The 17,510-nt window shown below is 34.9% G+C and carries 17 protein-coding genes; 13 read left to right on the forward strand and 4 right to left on the reverse strand.

Going from position 1 to position 17,510, the window contains the following annotated elements:
* Window positions 1-2: 2 nt before the first annotated feature.
* From ABJ955_RS05320 to ABJ955_RS05355, 8 genes are all read left to right on the forward strand, one after another.
* Window positions 3-884 carry a tetratricopeptide repeat protein gene (locus tag ABJ955_RS05320; RefSeq protein WP_347373562.1) on the forward strand — a complete coding sequence of 294 codons (882 nt, stop codon included), beginning with the start codon at window positions 3-5 and terminating at the stop codon, window positions 882-884.
* A gap of 4 nt (window positions 885-888) precedes the next feature.
* Window positions 889-2,661, forward strand: coding sequence for a BatD family protein (locus ABJ955_RS05325; protein WP_347373563.1), 1,773 nt, complete (start codon window positions 889-891; stop codon window positions 2,659-2,661).
* 2 nt (window positions 2,662-2,663) lie between these two features.
* A complete protein-coding gene (locus ABJ955_RS05330) occupies window positions 2,664-3,452 on the forward strand; it encodes a tetratricopeptide repeat protein (RefSeq protein WP_347373564.1) in 789 nt (262 codons plus the stop codon).
* Window positions 3,453-3,518: 66 nt separating this feature from the next.
* Entirely contained in the window at window positions 3,519-3,812 is a 294-nt protein-coding gene (locus ABJ955_RS05335) for a hypothetical protein (protein WP_347373565.1), read from the forward strand.
* 147 nt (window positions 3,813-3,959) lie between these two features.
* Window positions 3,960-5,540: a SulP family inorganic anion transporter gene (locus ABJ955_RS05340; protein WP_347373566.1), complete on the forward strand. Its 1,581-nt coding sequence runs from the start codon at window positions 3,960-3,962 to the stop codon at window positions 5,538-5,540.
* Between the two features lie 10 nt (window positions 5,541-5,550).
* Window positions 5,551-6,366, forward strand: a complete 816-nt coding sequence (locus ABJ955_RS05345) for a universal stress protein (RefSeq protein WP_347373567.1) — start codon at window positions 5,551-5,553, stop codon at window positions 6,364-6,366.
* 25 nt (window positions 6,367-6,391) lie between these two features.
* Window positions 6,392-7,021, forward strand: coding sequence for a carbonic anhydrase family protein (locus ABJ955_RS05350; RefSeq protein ID WP_347373568.1), 630 nt, complete (start codon window positions 6,392-6,394; stop codon window positions 7,019-7,021).
* Window positions 7,022-7,259: 238 nt separating this feature from the next.
* A complete protein-coding gene (locus tag ABJ955_RS05355; RefSeq protein WP_347373569.1) occupies window positions 7,260-9,110 on the forward strand; it encodes a SulP family inorganic anion transporter in 1,851 nt (616 codons plus the stop codon).
* Between the two features lie 6 nt (window positions 9,111-9,116).
* Here ABJ955_RS05355 and ABJ955_RS05360 read toward each other — a convergent pair whose 3' ends face one another.
* Window positions 9,117-9,674 (reverse strand): CvpA family protein, encoded by a 558-nt coding sequence (locus ABJ955_RS05360; RefSeq protein ID WP_347373570.1) that lies wholly within the window; start codon window positions 9,672-9,674, stop codon window positions 9,117-9,119.
* A gap of 106 nt (window positions 9,675-9,780) precedes the next feature.
* Between ABJ955_RS05360 and ABJ955_RS05365 the strand changes: the two genes are divergently transcribed.
* From ABJ955_RS05365 to ABJ955_RS05385, 5 genes are all read left to right on the forward strand, one after another.
* Window positions 9,781-10,137, forward strand: coding sequence for a hypothetical protein (locus ABJ955_RS05365; RefSeq protein WP_347373571.1), 357 nt, complete (start codon window positions 9,781-9,783; stop codon window positions 10,135-10,137).
* A gap of 231 nt (window positions 10,138-10,368) precedes the next feature.
* Window positions 10,369-11,388, forward strand: coding sequence for a phenylalanine--tRNA ligase subunit alpha (pheS, locus tag ABJ955_RS05370; protein WP_347373572.1), 1,020 nt, complete (start codon window positions 10,369-10,371; stop codon window positions 11,386-11,388).
* A gap of 51 nt (window positions 11,389-11,439) precedes the next feature.
* Window positions 11,440-11,835, forward strand: coding sequence for a hypothetical protein (locus ABJ955_RS05375; protein WP_347373573.1), 396 nt, complete (start codon window positions 11,440-11,442; stop codon window positions 11,833-11,835).
* Between the two features lie 12 nt (window positions 11,836-11,847).
* A complete protein-coding gene (locus ABJ955_RS05380) occupies window positions 11,848-12,795 on the forward strand; it encodes an ABC transporter ATP-binding protein (RefSeq protein ID WP_347373574.1) in 948 nt (315 codons plus the stop codon).
* Window positions 12,796-12,880: 85 nt separating this feature from the next.
* Entirely contained in the window at window positions 12,881-15,115 is a 2,235-nt protein-coding gene (locus ABJ955_RS05385; protein WP_347373575.1) for an FUSC family membrane protein, read from the forward strand.
* Window positions 15,116-15,124: 9 nt separating this feature from the next.
* Here ABJ955_RS05385 and ABJ955_RS05390 read toward each other — a convergent pair whose 3' ends face one another.
* From ABJ955_RS05390 to ABJ955_RS05400, 3 genes are read right to left on the reverse strand one after another with little or no spacing between them, the layout of a single operon-like run.
* Window positions 15,125-15,583, reverse strand: coding sequence for a 3-oxoacyl-ACP synthase (locus ABJ955_RS05390; protein ID WP_347373576.1), 459 nt, complete (start codon window positions 15,581-15,583; stop codon window positions 15,125-15,127).
* Window positions 15,580-16,290 (reverse strand): monofunctional biosynthetic peptidoglycan transglycosylase, encoded by a 711-nt coding sequence (gene mtgA, locus ABJ955_RS05395; protein ID WP_347373577.1) that lies wholly within the window; start codon window positions 16,288-16,290, stop codon window positions 15,580-15,582. The genes ABJ955_RS05390 and mtgA overlap by 4 nt, the downstream gene beginning before the upstream one ends.
* Window positions 16,283-17,422: an FAD-dependent oxidoreductase gene (locus ABJ955_RS05400; protein ID WP_347373578.1), complete on the reverse strand. Its 1,140-nt coding sequence runs from the start codon at window positions 17,420-17,422 to the stop codon at window positions 16,283-16,285. Before ABJ955_RS05400 ends, mtgA begins: the two co-directional genes overlap by 8 nt.
* Between the last annotated feature and the right edge of the window lie 88 nt (window positions 17,423-17,510).

Here is a 17,510-nt window from a genome sequence, read left to right on the forward strand (position 1 = left end):
AGATGATTTTTGAAGTTAAAACATTTTTTCAGAAAAAATCGATGCGAAACATTTCGTGTATGTTTTTATGTGCGGTTATGTTTTCGTGGAATTCATTTGCACAACAAACTAAAGAGCAGGAAAAGGAACTACGCGCAGCACAGAATTATTTAAGTGAAGCACAGCAGTCACTTCAAAAAAATGAATTTGCAACTGCAGAAGCAGATTTCAGAAAAGCAATTTCTTTAAATCCAAAAAGTGAAACTGCAAAGTACAATTTGGGTACCGCTTACTACGGAAAAGAAAAAAATGCCGAGGCAATGCTTCGTTTTCAACAAGCTGCAACCACCGCTACAGAAAAAAGTGAAAAACATAAAGCATTTCATAATTTGGGAAATACTTTTATGAATGAAAAAAAATATACTGAAGCCGTTGAAGCCTATAAAAATGCACTTCGGAATAACCCCAACGATGAGGAATCCCGTTATAATTTAGCATTGGCAAAAGATTTACTAGAAAAAAATCCGCCACCCCCGCAAGACGATAAAAAAGACGATAAAAACCAAGATCAGAACAAGGACGACAAAGACCAAAAAGATCAGCAAGACCAGGATAATAAAGATAAAGAAGGCGATAAAGGCGACGAGAAAGAAGACAAAGATAAAGGCGATCAAAAAGAGGATAAAAAAGAAGGAGATGACGAAAAAGACCAAGGAAAGCCTGATAAACCTAAAGACGAACAAGGTGATAAACCGCAGCAACAGCAGCCTGTTCCAGGGCAATTATCGCCGCAACAGGTAAAAAGCTTGTTGGAAGCAATGAATAACGAAGAGAAAAAAACGCAGGAGAAGATAAATGCCGAAAAGCAAAAAGGCGCAAAAGTAAAATCGGATAAAGATTGGTAGCACTATGAAGACGAAGAATTTTTTATTCTTATTGGGGTTTGTACTGTGCAGTATCACTGCCACGGCGCAAGTTCAGTTTGATGCCAAAGTGAGCAAGAAAAGACTAGGAATAAACGAGCGTATGCGCGTAGATTTTGAAATGAACCAAGATGGCGACAATTTTAGACCGCCAAGTTTTGAAAATTTTAAAGTAGTAGGTGGTCCGAACCAATCTATCAGCAATTCATGGATAAACGGCAAGCGAAGTTTTTCGAAAACGTACTCGTATTTTTTGGCACCACAAACTCGTGGAAAAGTAACTATTGGGCAAGCAACCATTGAGGTTAGTGGAGAAACCTATAAAACCTTGCCGGTTGAAGTTGAGGTTACTGCTGCAGTTGACGTGCCTAAAGATGGAAGTAACGCAAATTATGTGGCGAGTGAGAATGTGCATTTGGTGGCAGAAGTTTCAAACGCAAACCCTTATTTAAACGAAGCTATTACCGTTACTTACAAACTTTATGTTTCACACGATGTAAGTATTACCAGCCAATGGCGTGAAATAGACAATCCAAAATACGCTGATTTCTGGAGCCAGAATATTGACAATAAAAACAATTTTAAAGTTTACGAAGGCAAATACAACGGTGAAAATTACCGCTACGTAGTTTTAAGAACCACCGTTCTTTATCCTCAAAAAACTGGAAAATTAGATATTGAGCCACTTACGTTAGATATTCCCATAGACGTTCAAGGCAATCGCCGCGATATTTTTGGGCGTAGATTGATGGAACGTGTTAATAAAACCATTTCTGCAGGAAATAGAACGATCGATGTAAAACCACTTCCTTTGGAAGGAAAACCTGACGGTTTTAACGGTGCCGTTGGTAATTTTTCTTTTGATGTTACTACCAATAAAACAACACTCAATGCCAACGAATCTTTACAACTAGATGTAAAAATTGCTGGAAAAGGAAACTTAAAATTATTTACTGCGCCGAGCTTAAAAGTACCAAATACACTGGAAATGTATGAGCCAGAACATACGGAAAACGTAAGTACTACTGTAGGTGGAATGCAAGGTTCCATCACAGACACATATACTATTATACCGCAATTTAAAGGAACGTACCCCATAAATCCGATAACTTTTTCGTATTTCGATCCCAAAGCTGAAACCTATAAAACCATCACTTCAAAAGAATTTACCCTTGAAGTTGAAAACGGGCCCATTAGCGCCGCCACTGCATCCACTAATTCAAAGGAAACAAATAAGCAGCTTGTACTTTCAAAAGACAATTTTAAATATTTAAAATTGGAAGCCAACTTAAAGCCTATTAAGCAGGAAGATTTCTTTAAATCCCCACTGTTTTGGTCGCTTTTAGGCGGGCCATTTTTATTAATTCCGATGTTTATACTAGCGGGAAAAAAACGCAGAGCACGTTTAAGCGATGTGGAAGGAAATAAATTGCGCCGTGCGAATAAACTGGCTAAAAAATACCTTTCGGAAGCTAAAAAGAACATTTCAAACCCTGTTGCTTTTTATGAATCTTTGGAACGCGCCCTACATAACTACCTAAAAGCGAAGTTGAATATAGAAACTTCAGATATGGAGAAAAGTGGTATTTCAAAAATGTTGTTGGAGCGGAATGTGGAAATTTCAGTTGTAGATAATTTTATCGCCCTGCTAAAAAGCTGTGAATTCGCTCGTTACGCTTCCTCCTCCACTGCAACTGTACAACAAGATTACAGCAAGGCAGTAGAGATTATTTCAAACATTGATAAACAGATTGTTTAATTATGAATAACGAAATAAATAAGAAGGCTAAAAAATTTCAAGGGAAAATCTTTCTCTTTTTTGTGTTGGTTTTTCTTTCATTTTCTGCTTTTTCGCAAAATCAAAATCTTTTTGAGGAAGGAAAAGAGCTTTATAAAAACGGAAAATACCAACAAGCAATTAATGCTTGGATGGAAATTTTAGAGACAGGAGAGCATTCTGCAGAGTTGTATTTTAACTTAGGAAATGCGCAGTATAAATTAAATCATATTGGGCCGAGTGTTTATTATTACGAAAAGGCACTTCAGCTTTCACCTAATGATGCCGATATAAAAAATAATTTGGCATATGCCGAAAACGCTCGAATTGACGCTATAGAGCCCTTACCTAAAACGGTTTTTGCTAAATGGTATGAAAACGTTTCAACCATATTTACTTTTGAGGGTTGGGCGATTTTAGCAGTCACATTTTCTGTATTTTTTGTGATTTTATTCCTCTTTTATTATTTCGCATTTACGGAAAGAAGAAAACGATTGTTTTTTGTGAGTTCAATGGGTGTTGGGTTATTATTAATTACTTCATTAACAATGGCATTTTTGGTGTATGGCGATAATTCAAAAAACCGTCCTGCCATTATTTTTTCAAGTGAAATTGAAGTAAAAACAGAACCCTCTATGGGCAGTAATGTGGCGTTTACACTTCATGAAGGCACTAAAGTTCAAATTGCTGCGCAAGATGGAAATTGGTACCGTATAACGTTAGCAGATGGCAAAGACGGATGGATTCCTGCGACGGACTTAAAACAGCTTTAGTTTTAATATTTACTTAACAGGAAATAATCTTCAAACACCTATTTTTGTTTTCTTAAAAAAAATCACTTGAGGTTAAGCAGTATTTTTCTTTTAATAGTATTTACAAGTTTTCTTGTAACACCTGCTATTATTACCATTTCTGGGAACCAAGCAGATGTTTCTACTTTCTTTTCAATGAATGAAGAGGAAAACTCTGTTAAGCTTCCTAAACTTGTTTCGGAATATCAAGTGAATGATTTAAAGTCCAGTTTAGCGGCTATTCAATTCTTAAAACAACAAAAAAATAATTTTCAATACTATCTAAACAACTACAAGATGGTATTTCTGGATGTGGTTTCTCCTCCGCCAAAATTAGCATAATCATTTTTACATCTTTTTAATCTTTCCAAAAAGGAAGGATTTCTTGAATACTATCCGACAATAGCTATTGTTCGGACTGTATTCAATCTATCAAATTATTAATTTAAAATTACAGGTTTCCTGTAAGTATTATAGTGTAAAAAAATTATGTTTAAAAATATTAAAAATGACTTGCCGGCAAGTATTGTCGTGTTTTTTGTTGCCTTACCATTGTGTTTAGGGATTGCGCTTGCAAGTGGTGCACCTTTATTTTCTGGCTTAATTGCTGGTATTATTGGAGGAGTTGTTGTTGGAGCCTTAAGTGGTTCTAAAGTTGGCGTTAGTGGTCCTGCGGCAGGATTGGCTGCTATTGTTTTAACTGCCATTGGAACTTTAGGCGGGTATGAAAATTTTCTTGTCGCCGTTGTTTTAGGAGGAATTATTCAAATTCTTTTTGGAGTTTTAAAAGCAGGAATTATTGGTTATTATTTCCCCTCTTCTGTCATTAAAGGAATGCTAACGGGGATTGGAATAATTATTATTCTAAAACAAATTCCTAACTTTTTTGGGTATGATGAAGAATCTGCCTGGGATCTAGTATTTTTTGAAATTGACGGGGGTAATACTTTCTCCGAATTGTTTGCAATTATTGGAAATGTAACGCCAGGTGCCGCTTTAATTGGAATTATAAGTTTATTGCTTTTAATTCTTTGGGATAAAGTTTTAACTAAGAAATCTAAACTATTTAAGATTATTCAAGGGCCATTCGTGGTAGTTGTTCTTGGTATTTTATTTCATATTGTAACCCAAGGGAACAGTTATTTTGCTATAAATGGAAAGCATTTAGTGGAAGTGCCTATCCCGGATACCTTTAATTCATTCTTAGGGCAATTTAGTTTTCCAAATTTTGCTGTAATTACCAATATGGATGTTTGGGTGGTTGCTTTTACCATTGCATTGGTAGCAAGTTTAGAAACATTATTATGTGTTGAAGCTTCCGATAAAATTGACCCCGATAAAAACGTAACTCCAACCAATAGAGAGTTATTGGCACAAGGTACTGGTAATGTTATTTCTGGTTTAATTGGAGGATTGCCTATTACACAAGTAATTGTAAGAAGTTCGGCAAATATTCAATCGGGCGGAAAAACGAAATTAGCAACAATCCTTCATGGGTTTCTTTTACTGATTTCGGTAATTATTATACCTCGCTTACTGAATATGATTCCTTTATCTGTTTTAGCCGCAATACTATTAGTGGTAGGCTATAAACTGGCAAAACCATCCTTATTTAAACAAATGTATAAACAAGGATGGAAGCAATGGATCCCTTTTATTGTTACTGTTCTGGGTATCGTTTTCACCGATTTATTAACTGGTATTGGTTTGGGATTAGGCGTTGGAGTGGTTGTTATTTTGATTAAAAGCTACCAAAACTCACACTTTCTTCATATTGAAGATAAAAGTAATGGGAAGCATAAAATAAAAATGACCCTTGCTGAAGAAGTTACATTTTTTAATAAAGGAGCAATCTTAAATGAACTGGATAGCTTGCCAAGAGATACCTATTTAGAGCTAGATGTTACCAAAACACGGTTTTTAGATAACGATATTATTGAAATATTAGATGATTTCGCATTTAAAGCTAAAGAGCGAAATATAGATATCAAATTAATCTCTGAAAGAGAAATTGTTGAAAATCCTGAAAGCTTTATTGAGTTTTTCAAATTAAGACCTAAAGCTGCTTAAACGAAATCCTATGAAAAATAATAATTATAGAATACTTCTGCTTTCAGATTTAAAAAAACCTACTGAAAGCACCTTAAAAAGTACAGTTAGTCTAGCCAAGATGATTGGTGGGCAGATTGATTTTTTTCACGTTAAAAAACCCACTGATGTTGTAGTAGGGGAAAACCAGTTATCAGCGATTCGAAATATTAAAGAAGAGCAGCACCTAATCCGTAAAAATATACAACAGCTTATTACACCAATTTCAGAAGAATTTGGAATGCCAATCAGCTATAATTTTACCATAGGAAATGTAAAAAATGAAATTGCAGATTATATTAAAGAAACCAAACCAGACATTGTTGTTCTTGGAAAAAGAAAACCAAAACGATTAAAATTTATTGGTGATAGCATTACTCATTTTATACTCACTAATTTTGAAGGAGTTGTATTTATAGCTGCTGAAAACAATGCAATCGAGCCAAATAAAAAAGTTACTATTGGCTTGTTTAATGATGTTACACATTCATTTAATATAGATTTTGCTGCAGCCTTATTAGCAAATACTGAAACGACTTTAAAATCATTTAATATTCTTTCAAAAAACGATACTGGGTTAAACAAAACCACGTCATCCATACCTACAGAAGCGTATACATTTGAGCAAGGCGATAATGCGGTTAAAAACGTCTCAAAATATATAGCTGTAAACAATATTAATTTATTGTGCATTAATAGAAAAAATGGGGTTTCCCTTGCCGAATCAAATATTAATGAAGCAATGGACACCCTAAATGTTTCCCTTTTAGTAAACAGAGAGAAGCTACAATTAAACAATTCTTTATAAAAAATAGTACAAAAATAAAAGCATTATGAAAGCACATACAAGAGAAACACAGGCGACGATGACGCCTCAAAAAGCATTACAATATTTAAAAGAGGGAAACCAAAGGTTTCAAAATAATTTAAAAGCAAATAGAAATCTGCTAGAGCAGGTTAATGATACTAGCGATGGGCAATTTCCTTTTGCTACAATTTTAAGCTGTATTGATTCTAGAGTATCTGCAGAACTGGTTTTCGACCAAGGTTTGGGTGATATATTTAGTGTTAGAATTGCTGGAAATTTCGTCAACGAAGACATTCTAGGAAGCATGGAGTTCGCCTCTAAATTGGCAGGAACCAAACTAATTGTTGTATTAGGGCACACTAGCTGTGGTGCAATAAAAGGAGCATGTGACGATGCTAAAATGGGAAATCTTACAACCATGCTAGAAAAAATAAAACCTGCAGTACACGCGGTGAAACTTCCAAAAGAAGAAGCGCAACGAAACTCTAAAAACCTCGATTTTGTAGACGCGGTAGCAGAAAAAAATGTAAGCATTACTATTGATAAAATAAGAAGCTTAAGCCCCGTTTTAAAAGAAATGGAAGACAATAATGAAATTGATATTGTAGGCGCTATGTACGATATCAATACTGGAGCTGTTTCTTTTATAGCATAAAAGGTATTGCTATTTAATAAATAGCAATAAAAAAGATTGGATAGTGTTCTAAGCTATTTACACTATCCAATTTTATGATAACCAGAACTTTAAGCCAAGGGCTTAGACCTTGAAAAGATAGAAGTACTAACGGTTTCATAACTAAGTTCAAGAATTAAGATTAAGAAAACACCCCTGTTAAAGCGGCATTGAACAAGTTATGGGAACCAAATTTTTAATGAATTAATACCCAATAATTATGACTAAAAATATATTCTCAAATTTTAGAGGAAACCTATTTGGCGGTATTACCGCTGGTATTGTTGCACTCCCACTAGCCTTGGCTTTCGGCGTGCAATCTGGGCTAGGTCCCGATGCAGGATTGTATGGCGCCATATTTATTGGATTTTTTGCTTCACTTTTCGGAGGTACGAATACCCAGATTTCAGGCCCAACAGCTCCAATGACGGCTGTATCTATGGTGATGGTTGCAGGAATAATTGCCGCAAATAATGGCGATGTAGAAGTAGCCATGCCTTACATTTTACTTGTTTTTTTAATGGCAGGTTTAATGCAGGTTTTATTAGGCATTACGGGCGTTGGCAAGTATATAAAATACATTCCATACCCCGTAGTTTCAGGGTTTATGACAGCAATTGGGGTGATAATTTTAATTACACAACTACTTCCGGTTTTAGGATATTATACTGAAAATGACACCGCTTTTATTGAAACCTTTAAACCAAAAGCTGAAGAAGTATTAATGACAAAAATCCTTAAGGACGAAGCTGGTGAAGGCATTTTGGTTCTTGAAGATTTCAGAGAAACTGTAGCACGCTCTGAAAAAATTTCAGAAGAAGAAATTTTTCAAGAAGCAAAAACGCTAGCAAAAGCAGAAAACTCTGGGGTAGCCGGCGCAATTAAAGCATTGCCTAGAGCCCTTTCATTTATAAATTGGTTAGAGTTTATTTTAGCTTCGCTTACCATATTAATAATTTTTGGTTTCAAAAAAATAACCACTAAAATACCAAGTACCTTGGTGGCATTACTGGTAGTTTCAGTCGGTGCGTATGCATTAAACCTAAACTACCAACCTATTGACCAAATTCCAGGAGGATTCCCAATCCCAAACATAGATATGTTTAGTCAATTTCAATTTGGGCAAATTTCGCCTTATGTTTTTACGGCATTAACATTAGCTTTCTTAGGAAGCATCGATTCCTTATTAACTTCTGTAGTTGCAGACAATATGACGAAAACCAAACACAACCCGAATCAGGAATTGATGGGGCAAGGAATTGGTAATAGTGTCGCAGCAATTTTTGGAGGGATTCCAGGAGCGGGAGCAACAATCCGTACGGTTGTAAACATAAATGCTGGAGGAACAACCAAACTTTCAGGAATGGTAGCCGCAGTATTGCTACTCGTTATTTTACTAGCCTTAGGTCCTATAGCCTCCCAAATTCCTGCGGCTGTACTTGCTGGAATCTTAATAACCGTCGGTATCGGTGTAATGGATTATAAAGGACTTAAAGCAATTCCAAAAATGCAAAAAGCCGAGGTAACCATTATGATAGTAGTAATGCTACTTTCTGTCTTTTGGAACTTGGTATATGCTGTAGGAATAGGGCTTGTTTTGGCTTCAATTATATTTATGAAAAAAATTGGAGACTTAACCGCGGGCCAATCTAAACTTGTTCAACTTAAGAATGCAGATGAGCTTTCGATAGCTTGGAAAGATGAATTACATTTCCCTGAAAAGCTTAAAGAAGAAGTATTTATTAAACGTCTGGAAGGGCCATTATTTTTCGGGTATACCTCAGATTTTCAAAAATTAGCTAGTGAACTTCCTGAAACAGCGACACACGTAATTATCAGGATGGGGAAAACACCCTATATTGATCAATCGGGTCTTTACGCACTGGAAGAAGTATTGATGAATATTTCAAAAAAAGGAATAAAAACTATTTTTGAAAACCTTCAGACGCAACCACGCATTATGATGGAAAAAATTGATATCATTCCAGATTTAGTACCAAAAGAAAGAATATTTGAAACTTTTGAAGAAGCATTACTATATGCCAAAGAAAACGTAAAAGATATAAGTTAAAACTTATTAATTTTCAGATTCAAGCTCCGTTTCTACGGGGCTTTTTTCATTTAAAATATCATAATCGCTATCGTTAAATTCTTCAACTTCCTTCATTAGTGTAGGTAAAATCGCAGGAGCAATCATTGCTACCGGAGCGTATAATACAGAAGCATCGCGCTGTTCTTCAGAAAGAATTCTATAGCTTTCTGAAGCGTTAACAAACATAAAAACAACACTGATTAAAAAAGCAAATTTTAACACGTTAAAAGCACCTCCAAGGAGTTTATTAAAAATACCCAACATCGCAAAGTCGGCAACTTTTGTCAATATTTTTCCCAAGAGACTGAACAAAATCATTATTAATAAAAAGGTAACAATAAATGAAACGACACTCGTTGTTCCTTCACTCAAATTAAACCAAGCAACAAGATACTCACCTACAAAACCCGAAAAAAACATAGCGCAATAAACGCCAACTACAATCCCAATTAACGATGCAAGCGACCGCAACAAACCTTTGCTAAAACCCATAAAAAATGCAATTATCAGAATGATGCCTATAACAATGTCTATCGTGTTCATAGTAGAATAAATTTTTTATAAAGATACTACTTTCCAAATTCTGATTTTTGAAATGAAAATTCAGAATTGTAAAATGTATCTTTGCAGCTAATTAATTTATAAAGAAATGGCGCGCGACGAACAATTAAAGGAACGATGGGAAGCAGTAGTGAAAATGCTTGGCGACCGTTTTGCTGATGGACAAACTTTAGATTTGGACGCCATCATTTATTTGGTGGGCATACAAGAATTGGGGCAACTCCATAGAAAGTTTAAAAAAGATGAAAAATTAAACTTGATGCACATTGCTATCTGCCGCCTTTTAGAACCGTATGGATATTATGAATTTGAATATTTTGACGAACAAGGGTGGCCACATTATAAAATTTTAGAACAATTGCCTACTCTTAAAGCAGGCGAGCAAAGTGTTTTGATGAAAGAAGCTATTGTACAATACTTTATTGAAAAGGAAGTGATTGTATAATTACTTTACTTTAGGATTCATTAAGTTTTTGTCGCATTAAAACGGTTACAACTAAACAACAATTTTAAACGCTAACTGTCTGAAACAAGCTACAAAACCTTAAAAATATTAGAAACTTTACAGAAAAATTAATAATGTTGCAAAACAAAAGGGACCGCACTTAACACCACAGTATTTAACCCTCTTTCAGCCAAAAAACGACAGGAAATTTCTGGCAAAAAAAAATGTAAAATGATAGAAACAGTAAAAACACATATTGCAGAAGTAAACGCATTTTCTTCCACAAACAAAGAAGAAATTGAAAACTTCCGCATAAAATATCTAGGCAAGAAAGGACTTTTAAATGATTTTTTCGCCGAATTTAAAAACGTGCCTAACGATCAAAAAAAGGAATATGGGCAGGTTATAAACACCCTTAAAAATGCTGCACAACAAAAGGTAGATTCGCTTAAAGAAGCAATTGAAAACAATACAGAAACTAAAGGTGTTTACGGGGACCTTTCACGACCTGGAGAATCAATTCCGTTGGGGTCGCGTCATCCTATTTCAATCGTAAAAAATAAGCTTATAGACATCTTTTTACGCATTGGGTTTAACGTTTCTGAAGGGCCAGAAATTGAAGACGATTGGCATAATTTTACTGCATTAAACCTGCCAGAATATCACCCAGCGCGCGATATGCAGGATACGTTTTTTATTCAGACAAATCCAGATGTTTTACTACGCACTCATACCTCATCGGTTCAGGTTCGGTATATGGAAGAAAATAAACCGCCTATTCGTACTATTTCTCCAGGGCGCGTATATAGAAACGAAGCCATTTCAGCACGTTCACATTGTTTTTTCCACCAAGTGGAAGGACTTTATGTGGATAAAGGCGTAAGCTTTGCAGATTTGAAGCAAACACTACAGTATTTCACTACTGAAATGTTTGGGAAATCAAAAATTAGACTGCGCCCCTCCTATTTTCCATTTACAGAACCAAGTGCCGAAGTCGATGTTTACTGGGGTTTAGAAACGGAAGCAGATTATAGAATTACCAAAGGAACAGGCTGGTTAGAAATTGGTGGCTGCGGCATGGTAGACCCAAATGTGTTAAAAAACTGTGGCATCGACCCTGAAGAATACTCCGGTTTTGCCTTTGGTGTTGGAATAGACCGAATTGCAATGCTACTACACCAAATTCCAGATATTAGAATGTTTAGCGAAAACGACGTCCGCTTTTTGGAACAGTTTAAGAGTGTGCTTTAAAATAACTCCAAAACATAAAACCGCTGCTCTAGAGCGTAAGACAAAAAAACAATGCGAAAGGATATTGAAATCCCAAAGGTTGAAAACAGCTATATTGCTGCCGTAAAAGAATGGGATAAAGACTTTACAGAAAAACAATGGAATGTTTATTTTATAAATAACCGCGAAGATACTATCGATACAGTATTGGTTCTGTCTCGTGGTAAAAGTGAAGACAAAAAAACGTCTACCTTACGTCACAATTTGGGGAATATAGCGCCAAATACTGCTGCTAAAATAGAATTTATTACTTCTGAAGTTCTAGCGTTTACAAATGAATATTTGGTGACTTTCTTTGCTGAAAATAAATTATATGAACGGAAATTTATTTTTGAACCAAATAGTATTTCTGAAAAAAATAGCATTAAAATTCCAATATTGGAAAGTGAAGGAATTTTGGCAAAATAAAATTTTTAAGCTATGCTAAAAGTTGAAATTGATTCCTTTTCGTACGCTGATAAAATCATTTTAAAAAACATCCACTTTACCCTAAGTCCTGGGGAACATTTAAGTATTTTAGGTGCAAGTGGTTGTGGAAAATCTACCCTTTTACATATTGTTTACGGCTTGCTACATCTAGAAAATGGATGTATTTATTTCAACGAAAAAAAATTACTCGGGCCAACAAAAACACTCATTCCTGGCGAGAAATTTATGAAACTTGTAGCACAGGAATTCAACATTATGCCTTTTACAACTGTTGCCGAAAATTTGGGTTCTCACCTATCGCGATTAGATGAAGAAAAGGACGAAAAAAGAATAAATGAGCTGCTCGAAGTTGTTGAAATGGAAGCATACAAAAATACACTCGTTAAAAATTTAAGTGGCGGACAAAAACAACGTATTGCACTTGCAAAAGCATTGGCAAACGAACCCGAAATCCTTTTGCTAGATGAACCTTTTAGCAATATAGACAGCTTTAGAAAAAATAAATTACAGCGTAAAATTTTCAATTATTTAAAGGAAAAAAAAATCAGCTGCATCACTGCAACCCATGATAGTGAAGAGGCGTTGACTTTTTCAGACCATATTATAATGTTAAAAAACGGTGCTAAGGAAATGGTTGGTACACCGCAGTTTATTTATGAAAATGTTTCAACGGAATACCAAGCTGGTTTTTTTGGTGATGCTAATTTAATACCTAAAAATCTATTTTCTTCAAAAGAAACTTCTGAAAAGAGCATCGTTTTTCCACATGAACTAACAATTTCAGAAGAAAAAACGAATCTAAATGTAGTTGTTAAAAAATGCTATTATAAAGGCAGTCACTTTCTTATTGAAGCAATTTATAACAATAAAGCCCTTTTTTTTAACCACCACTCTCCCTTGAAATTAGGAGAGGAATTCTGGTTAAAAAAGCATCTCTAAAATCAAGTTAATTTTTCTTTTCTGATAAGATTAACGAACTTAAGGAATGCACGCAATATCTTTGCAGCTATAGAAATGCATTCTAGTGAAACCTTCAAAAATTAGCATCGCAACAACATTTAAAGACCTAACGGAATACTTTAAAAGCACCGATTTTTCAAAAGCAATACTTTTGGGGATTGCACTTACAATTCCAATAATTATTGGCGTAAAACTCAATGTACTTTCAGTTGGAATAACCGTTAGCGTTGGTGCCTTGCTCGCTTCCCCCAGTGACGTAAGCGGTAGTATTCGCCATAAAATTACAGGTGTTTTACTCGCCACACTCTTGGCAATGCTTGTAAGTTTAATTGGCGGCTATCTTCATGTTTCACTCTGGTTACTATTTCCCATATTGGGAATTATGATGTTCAGTATTTCTTACATCGCCATTTATGGATTTCGGGCGTCGCTTATTAGTTTTTCGGGACTTTTAGCATTGGTTTTAAGTTTTTCGAATATTTCTAGCGGAATGCAACCCTATGAAAGAATGTTGCTTATTGGAATTGGAGGGCTTTGGTACGCCTTGCTTTCACTACTTCGACATTCAATTTTTCCAAAAGCTCCCACAGAATATTACCTTTCAAGAACACTGAAATTAACTGCAGATTATTTAAAAATTCGTGGCGAACTTGTAGCTGAAAGTAAAGATAGAACAGAACTTCTTAAAACTTTATTGAACATACAAACTGAGCTTACGGCAACACACGAAACCCTTCGCGATATTTTAATAAGCTCTAGAACAGTTTCTGGAAAATCTAATTACGAAGGAAAACGGTTGCTCATTTTTGTGCAATTGGTAGACATGCTAGAATTGGCAATGGCAAACCCAGTAAACTATTCTAAAACGGATGAACTTTTCAAAAAAAATCCTGAACAATTAAAAGATTTTCAAAACTTACTTTTTGCAATGGCGAGTAGATTAAATGCAATTGCAATAACTATTTCCACCCCAAAAAAACTTCGAAAAAGCGGTAAGATTAATGAGTTTCAAGAAAAAATAAATCAAGAGATCGCACTTTATAAATCAAGATCAACAGAAGGCTTTGACGAAAATTTAGTAATGCTTAAAAACCTTTTTAAATACCAAAAAGAGCAAGTTAAGAAAATAGAAAAAATAGAATGGTTACTAAAAAACCCTGCACAGCGTGAAATATCCATGCTCAAAAAAGAAGACTCAAAAAGGTTTTTAACAAAGCAGAAGTACGACTTAAATATCTTGTTTGAAAATTTTAATCTCCGCTCCCCTATTTTTAAACATTCGTTGCGTCTTGGTGTAATGACAATGATTGGTTATGGTGTTGGGATGCTTTTTTCGGTTCAAAATCCATATTGGATTTTGCTTACCTTAATTGTTATTATGCGCCCCACCTTTGGACTTACAAAAACACGATCTATAGAAAGAACTATCGGTACTTTAATCGGTGGGGGCCTAGCAGTAGCAATTGTTTTAATTACGCAAAATGAAACCGTGTATGGTATTTTGGCAATTGTTACTTTGGTAATTGCTTTTTCGATGGTGCAACGAAATTATAAAGCCGCCGCCACTTTTATTACCTTGAGTGTCGTTTTTATTTATGCGCTTTTAAGACCCGATATTTTTAATGTAATCCAGTTTCGTGTTATGGATACTTTAATTGGTGCAGGGCTTGCAACTCTTGGAAATTTATTACTGTGGCCCGCATGGGAAATTCAAGGAATTCAAAATACATTGATGGAGACTATTAAATCGAACAGGATTTATCTAAAAGAAATCGTCGGTTTTTATAACACCAAAGGAAGTCTCTCGTCTGAGTATAAAGTAGCACGAAAGCAAGCTTTTTTAGCAATGTCCGATCTTAGTTCGGCTTTTCAAAGAATGACACAGGAACCAAAATCAAAGCAGAAAAATTTAGATAAGATATATGAAATTGCGGTTTTAAACCATACTTTTTTATCTTCTTTAGCATCGCTCAGTACTTTTATACTGAACAACCCAACAACACCAGCATCCAAAAATTTTAATAAAGTTTCAAAAAAAATTAATCAAAACCTATTGGCTTCAGAAGCTATATTAATAAAAAGTACTACCGAAATAAACGAAGAAAATATCGACTCAGAATCGATACTTAACGACACTTTTGAAACAAACATCTTCTTTTCAAAAGCTGACAAAACAAAAGAAGAGTTAGCAGAATTTCATTCAAAGATTGAAGAAGCACATTTAGTTCATGAACAATTAAAATGGCTGCTTGCAATGAGTGAAAAAATGCCAAAATTGGTTAAAGAAGCACACTTTTAATACGTTGTATTACTTTACACTCGTAATTTTATAACTCGAACCATTCAAATTAAATTCTTCACCTTTTCGTTTTCCAGATAAAAGTAATCCAACGGGTGAGTTTAAGGCAACACAGAGATAGTCCTTCTTTCCTAGGGGAACAGTGCCTATGGATAAGCTTATGAAATAGGTGAATTTATCTGTATAAATTAAACTGCCCAAACGTGCATAATCTGAAGTAGCTGCCACTTCAATTTTTTTTAGTAAGGGAATTATTTTTTCTATTTCTTGCAATTGTTTTCCAGCATTTTCACGTTCTATTTGAAGCATAGCACGCCCCGTTTCGTGTTTGTCGCCACTGCTACTTTTAGATTCTTCCAAAAGGGATTCTTCAATATCTGCAATTGTCTGCTTAATTCTAGAAAACCGATTATCAACCTGCTTTTGGCAGTGTTGTAGCAATTCAGATTTAATTTCTACTACGGTCATTTTTTCTTTTTTGTTTTAGCTTCTTTTGGTTTCTCTTCTAATGTAAATGGGCCGTAATAACGCATTTGGCGAACAATCCATTGGGTCCTTCGCGCTACATATGCGCTAGCAGGGTTGGCTTTATACCGCTGTGGACTTGGTAAAATAGCAGCAATTGCAGCAGCATTTTCAGTGTTTAGCTTATTTGCAGGCTTATGAAACCAATATTGTGAAGCAGCCTCAGCACCAAAAACGCCATTTCCCATTTCAATACTATTTAAATATACCTCCAATATCCGCTCTTTACTCCAAAGGGTTTCAATAAGTACTGTAAAATATGCTTCCATTCCTTTTCTAAACCAACTTCTTTCTGGCCACAAAAAAGCATTTTTTGCCGTTTGTTGCGAAATAGTACTTCCCCCACGTAGTTTTTTACCTTTTTCATTGCTTTCAAATGCCTTTTCTATGGCTTCACGATCAAAACCACTATGACTTAAAAAAGTTTGATCCTCTGCACAGATAACTGCTAATTGCAGATAGGGTGAAATTGCTTCAATAGGAACCCAATCGTGGCGGGTTTCATATTTTTCGTCCCCTTCAATGGTTCGAATAGCCATTAATGGAGTGTATGGAACAGGAACAAATTTATAGATAAGCACCCATAAAACTGAAAGCCCCAGGAACCACAAAAAAAGTTTGAAGAGAAATTTTATAAATTTTTTAATCATATAAAGAAGCTAATTGTTTCCCGATGGAACTACCAATAGCAACGCCCATTCCACCAAGTCTTACACCACAAAACACATTTTTTGAAACAGCTTTTATAATAGGTTTCTTTTGTTTTCCTAATCCCATAATCCCGCTCCAACGGTGTGCAACTTCAAAGGGTTGATCTGGTAAAATTACCGTTTTAAGTAGTTCCTCTAGCTTGTTTTGAATCAGTTGCGTTAATTCCATATCAGTAGTTTCTTCCTTTTTAAAATCAAGATTTCTACCACCTCCAAAGAGGATTCTGTTTTCGATATTTCTAAAATAATAATACCCTTTATCAAGGTGAAAAGTACCTTTTATTTTTAAGTTTTCAATTGGTTTTGTAACTAATACTTGTGCTCTAGCGGGTTTTATATCCTCCTTTAAAAATTGTTTTGCAAAGCCATTAGTAGCTATAAAAACTTTTTTTACTACGATGTCAGACTGCGCTTGTCGAAGTCCAGCCGAAGAATTAAATTGTATTGAAACTGAAGTGCCATTGTCTGAAATAGTAGAAATTTCAGAAGAATTTAAAATTAAAATATTCTCTTTTGAAGCTTTTTTAAGCAAGCCAAGCATCATTTTTCCAGTGTCTATTTGACCTTCAAATTTGTTGTAAATTAAGTTAGACTGAATGTTTTTAAACCCGAAATCATTCCCTTTTTCTGAAAAAACATCGGTATTAAAAATTGGTTTCAACAGTTCATTTACGGTTTTAAGTTTTAAACTACACGTTTCAAAAAGCTCAGTGTCTTCATTTGTAAAAAGTTCATACCCTCCATGTTCTTGGTAATCTAGCTGCGTATCGCCTAGGGTGTTTCGCAATAATTGCAATCCTGCTACTCTATTTTTCACAAGCTGAACAACCTCTTCTTCCGAATGATTTTTAAGATCTTCTAAAATTTCAGAAATACTTCCAAAGCAAGCAAAACCAGCATTTTTAGTACTCGCTCCACTTGGAAGGATTCCGCGTTCAAAAACTACAATTTTACTTTTAGGGTGTTTTTCCCGAAGTGAAAGGGCGCAGTTTAACCCAACGATTCCACTTCCAATAATTGCAAAATCTATAGCTGAAAACCACGTTTTATTTTCCCAGAATGAAAGATTCATTTCCTCATTATTTAAAAACAAATATAGGGAGGAAAACTACTTCTTAAATTTTTGGAATAAAAAAAGCATCAAATTCCAATAAAATATT

Origin of the sequence: Aequorivita sp. Q41 (genome assembly GCF_039831855.1) — a bacterium.
GTDB lineage: Bacteria > Bacteroidota > Bacteroidia > Flavobacteriales > Flavobacteriaceae > Aequorivita.

Excerpts from the sequence above, each read along its gene's own strand:
- ABJ955_RS05320 (WP_347373562.1), top strand. The coding sequence starts at position 3 with ATGATTTTTGAAGTTAAAACATTTTTTCAGAAAAAATCGATGCGAAAC.
- ABJ955_RS05325 (WP_347373563.1), top strand. The coding sequence starts at position 889 with ATGAAGACGAAGAATTTTTTATTCTTATTGGGGTTTGTACTGTGCAGT.
- ABJ955_RS05330 (WP_347373564.1), top strand. The coding sequence starts at position 2,664 with ATGAATAACGAAATAAATAAGAAGGCTAAAAAATTTCAAGGGAAAATC.
- ABJ955_RS05340 (WP_347373566.1), top strand. The coding sequence starts at position 3,960 with ATGTTTAAAAATATTAAAAATGACTTGCCGGCAAGTATTGTCGTGTTT.
- ABJ955_RS05345 (WP_347373567.1), top strand. The coding sequence starts at position 5,551 with ATGAAAAATAATAATTATAGAATACTTCTGCTTTCAGATTTAAAAAAA.
- ABJ955_RS05350 (WP_347373568.1), top strand. The coding sequence starts at position 6,392 with ATGAAAGCACATACAAGAGAAACACAGGCGACGATGACGCCTCAAAAA.
- ABJ955_RS05355 (WP_347373569.1), top strand. The coding sequence starts at position 7,260 with ATGACTAAAAATATATTCTCAAATTTTAGAGGAAACCTATTTGGCGGT.
- ABJ955_RS05360 (WP_347373570.1), bottom strand. The coding sequence starts at position 9,674 with ATGAACACGATAGACATTGTTATAGGCATCATTCTGATAATTGCATTT.
- ABJ955_RS05365 (WP_347373571.1), top strand. The coding sequence starts at position 9,781 with ATGGCGCGCGACGAACAATTAAAGGAACGATGGGAAGCAGTAGTGAAA.
- pheS (WP_347373572.1), top strand. The coding sequence starts at position 10,369 with ATGATAGAAACAGTAAAAACACATATTGCAGAAGTAAACGCATTTTCT.
- ABJ955_RS05375 (WP_347373573.1), top strand. The coding sequence starts at position 11,440 with ATGCGAAAGGATATTGAAATCCCAAAGGTTGAAAACAGCTATATTGCT.
- ABJ955_RS05380 (WP_347373574.1), top strand. The coding sequence starts at position 11,848 with ATGCTAAAAGTTGAAATTGATTCCTTTTCGTACGCTGATAAAATCATT.
- ABJ955_RS05390 (WP_347373576.1), bottom strand. The coding sequence starts at position 15,583 with ATGACCGTAGTAGAAATTAAATCTGAATTGCTACAACACTGCCAAAAG.
- mtgA (WP_347373577.1), bottom strand. The coding sequence starts at position 16,290 with ATGATTAAAAAATTTATAAAATTTCTCTTCAAACTTTTTTTGTGGTTC.
- ABJ955_RS05400 (WP_347373578.1), bottom strand. The coding sequence starts at position 17,422 with ATGAATCTTTCATTCTGGGAAAATAAAACGTGGTTTTCAGCTATAGAT.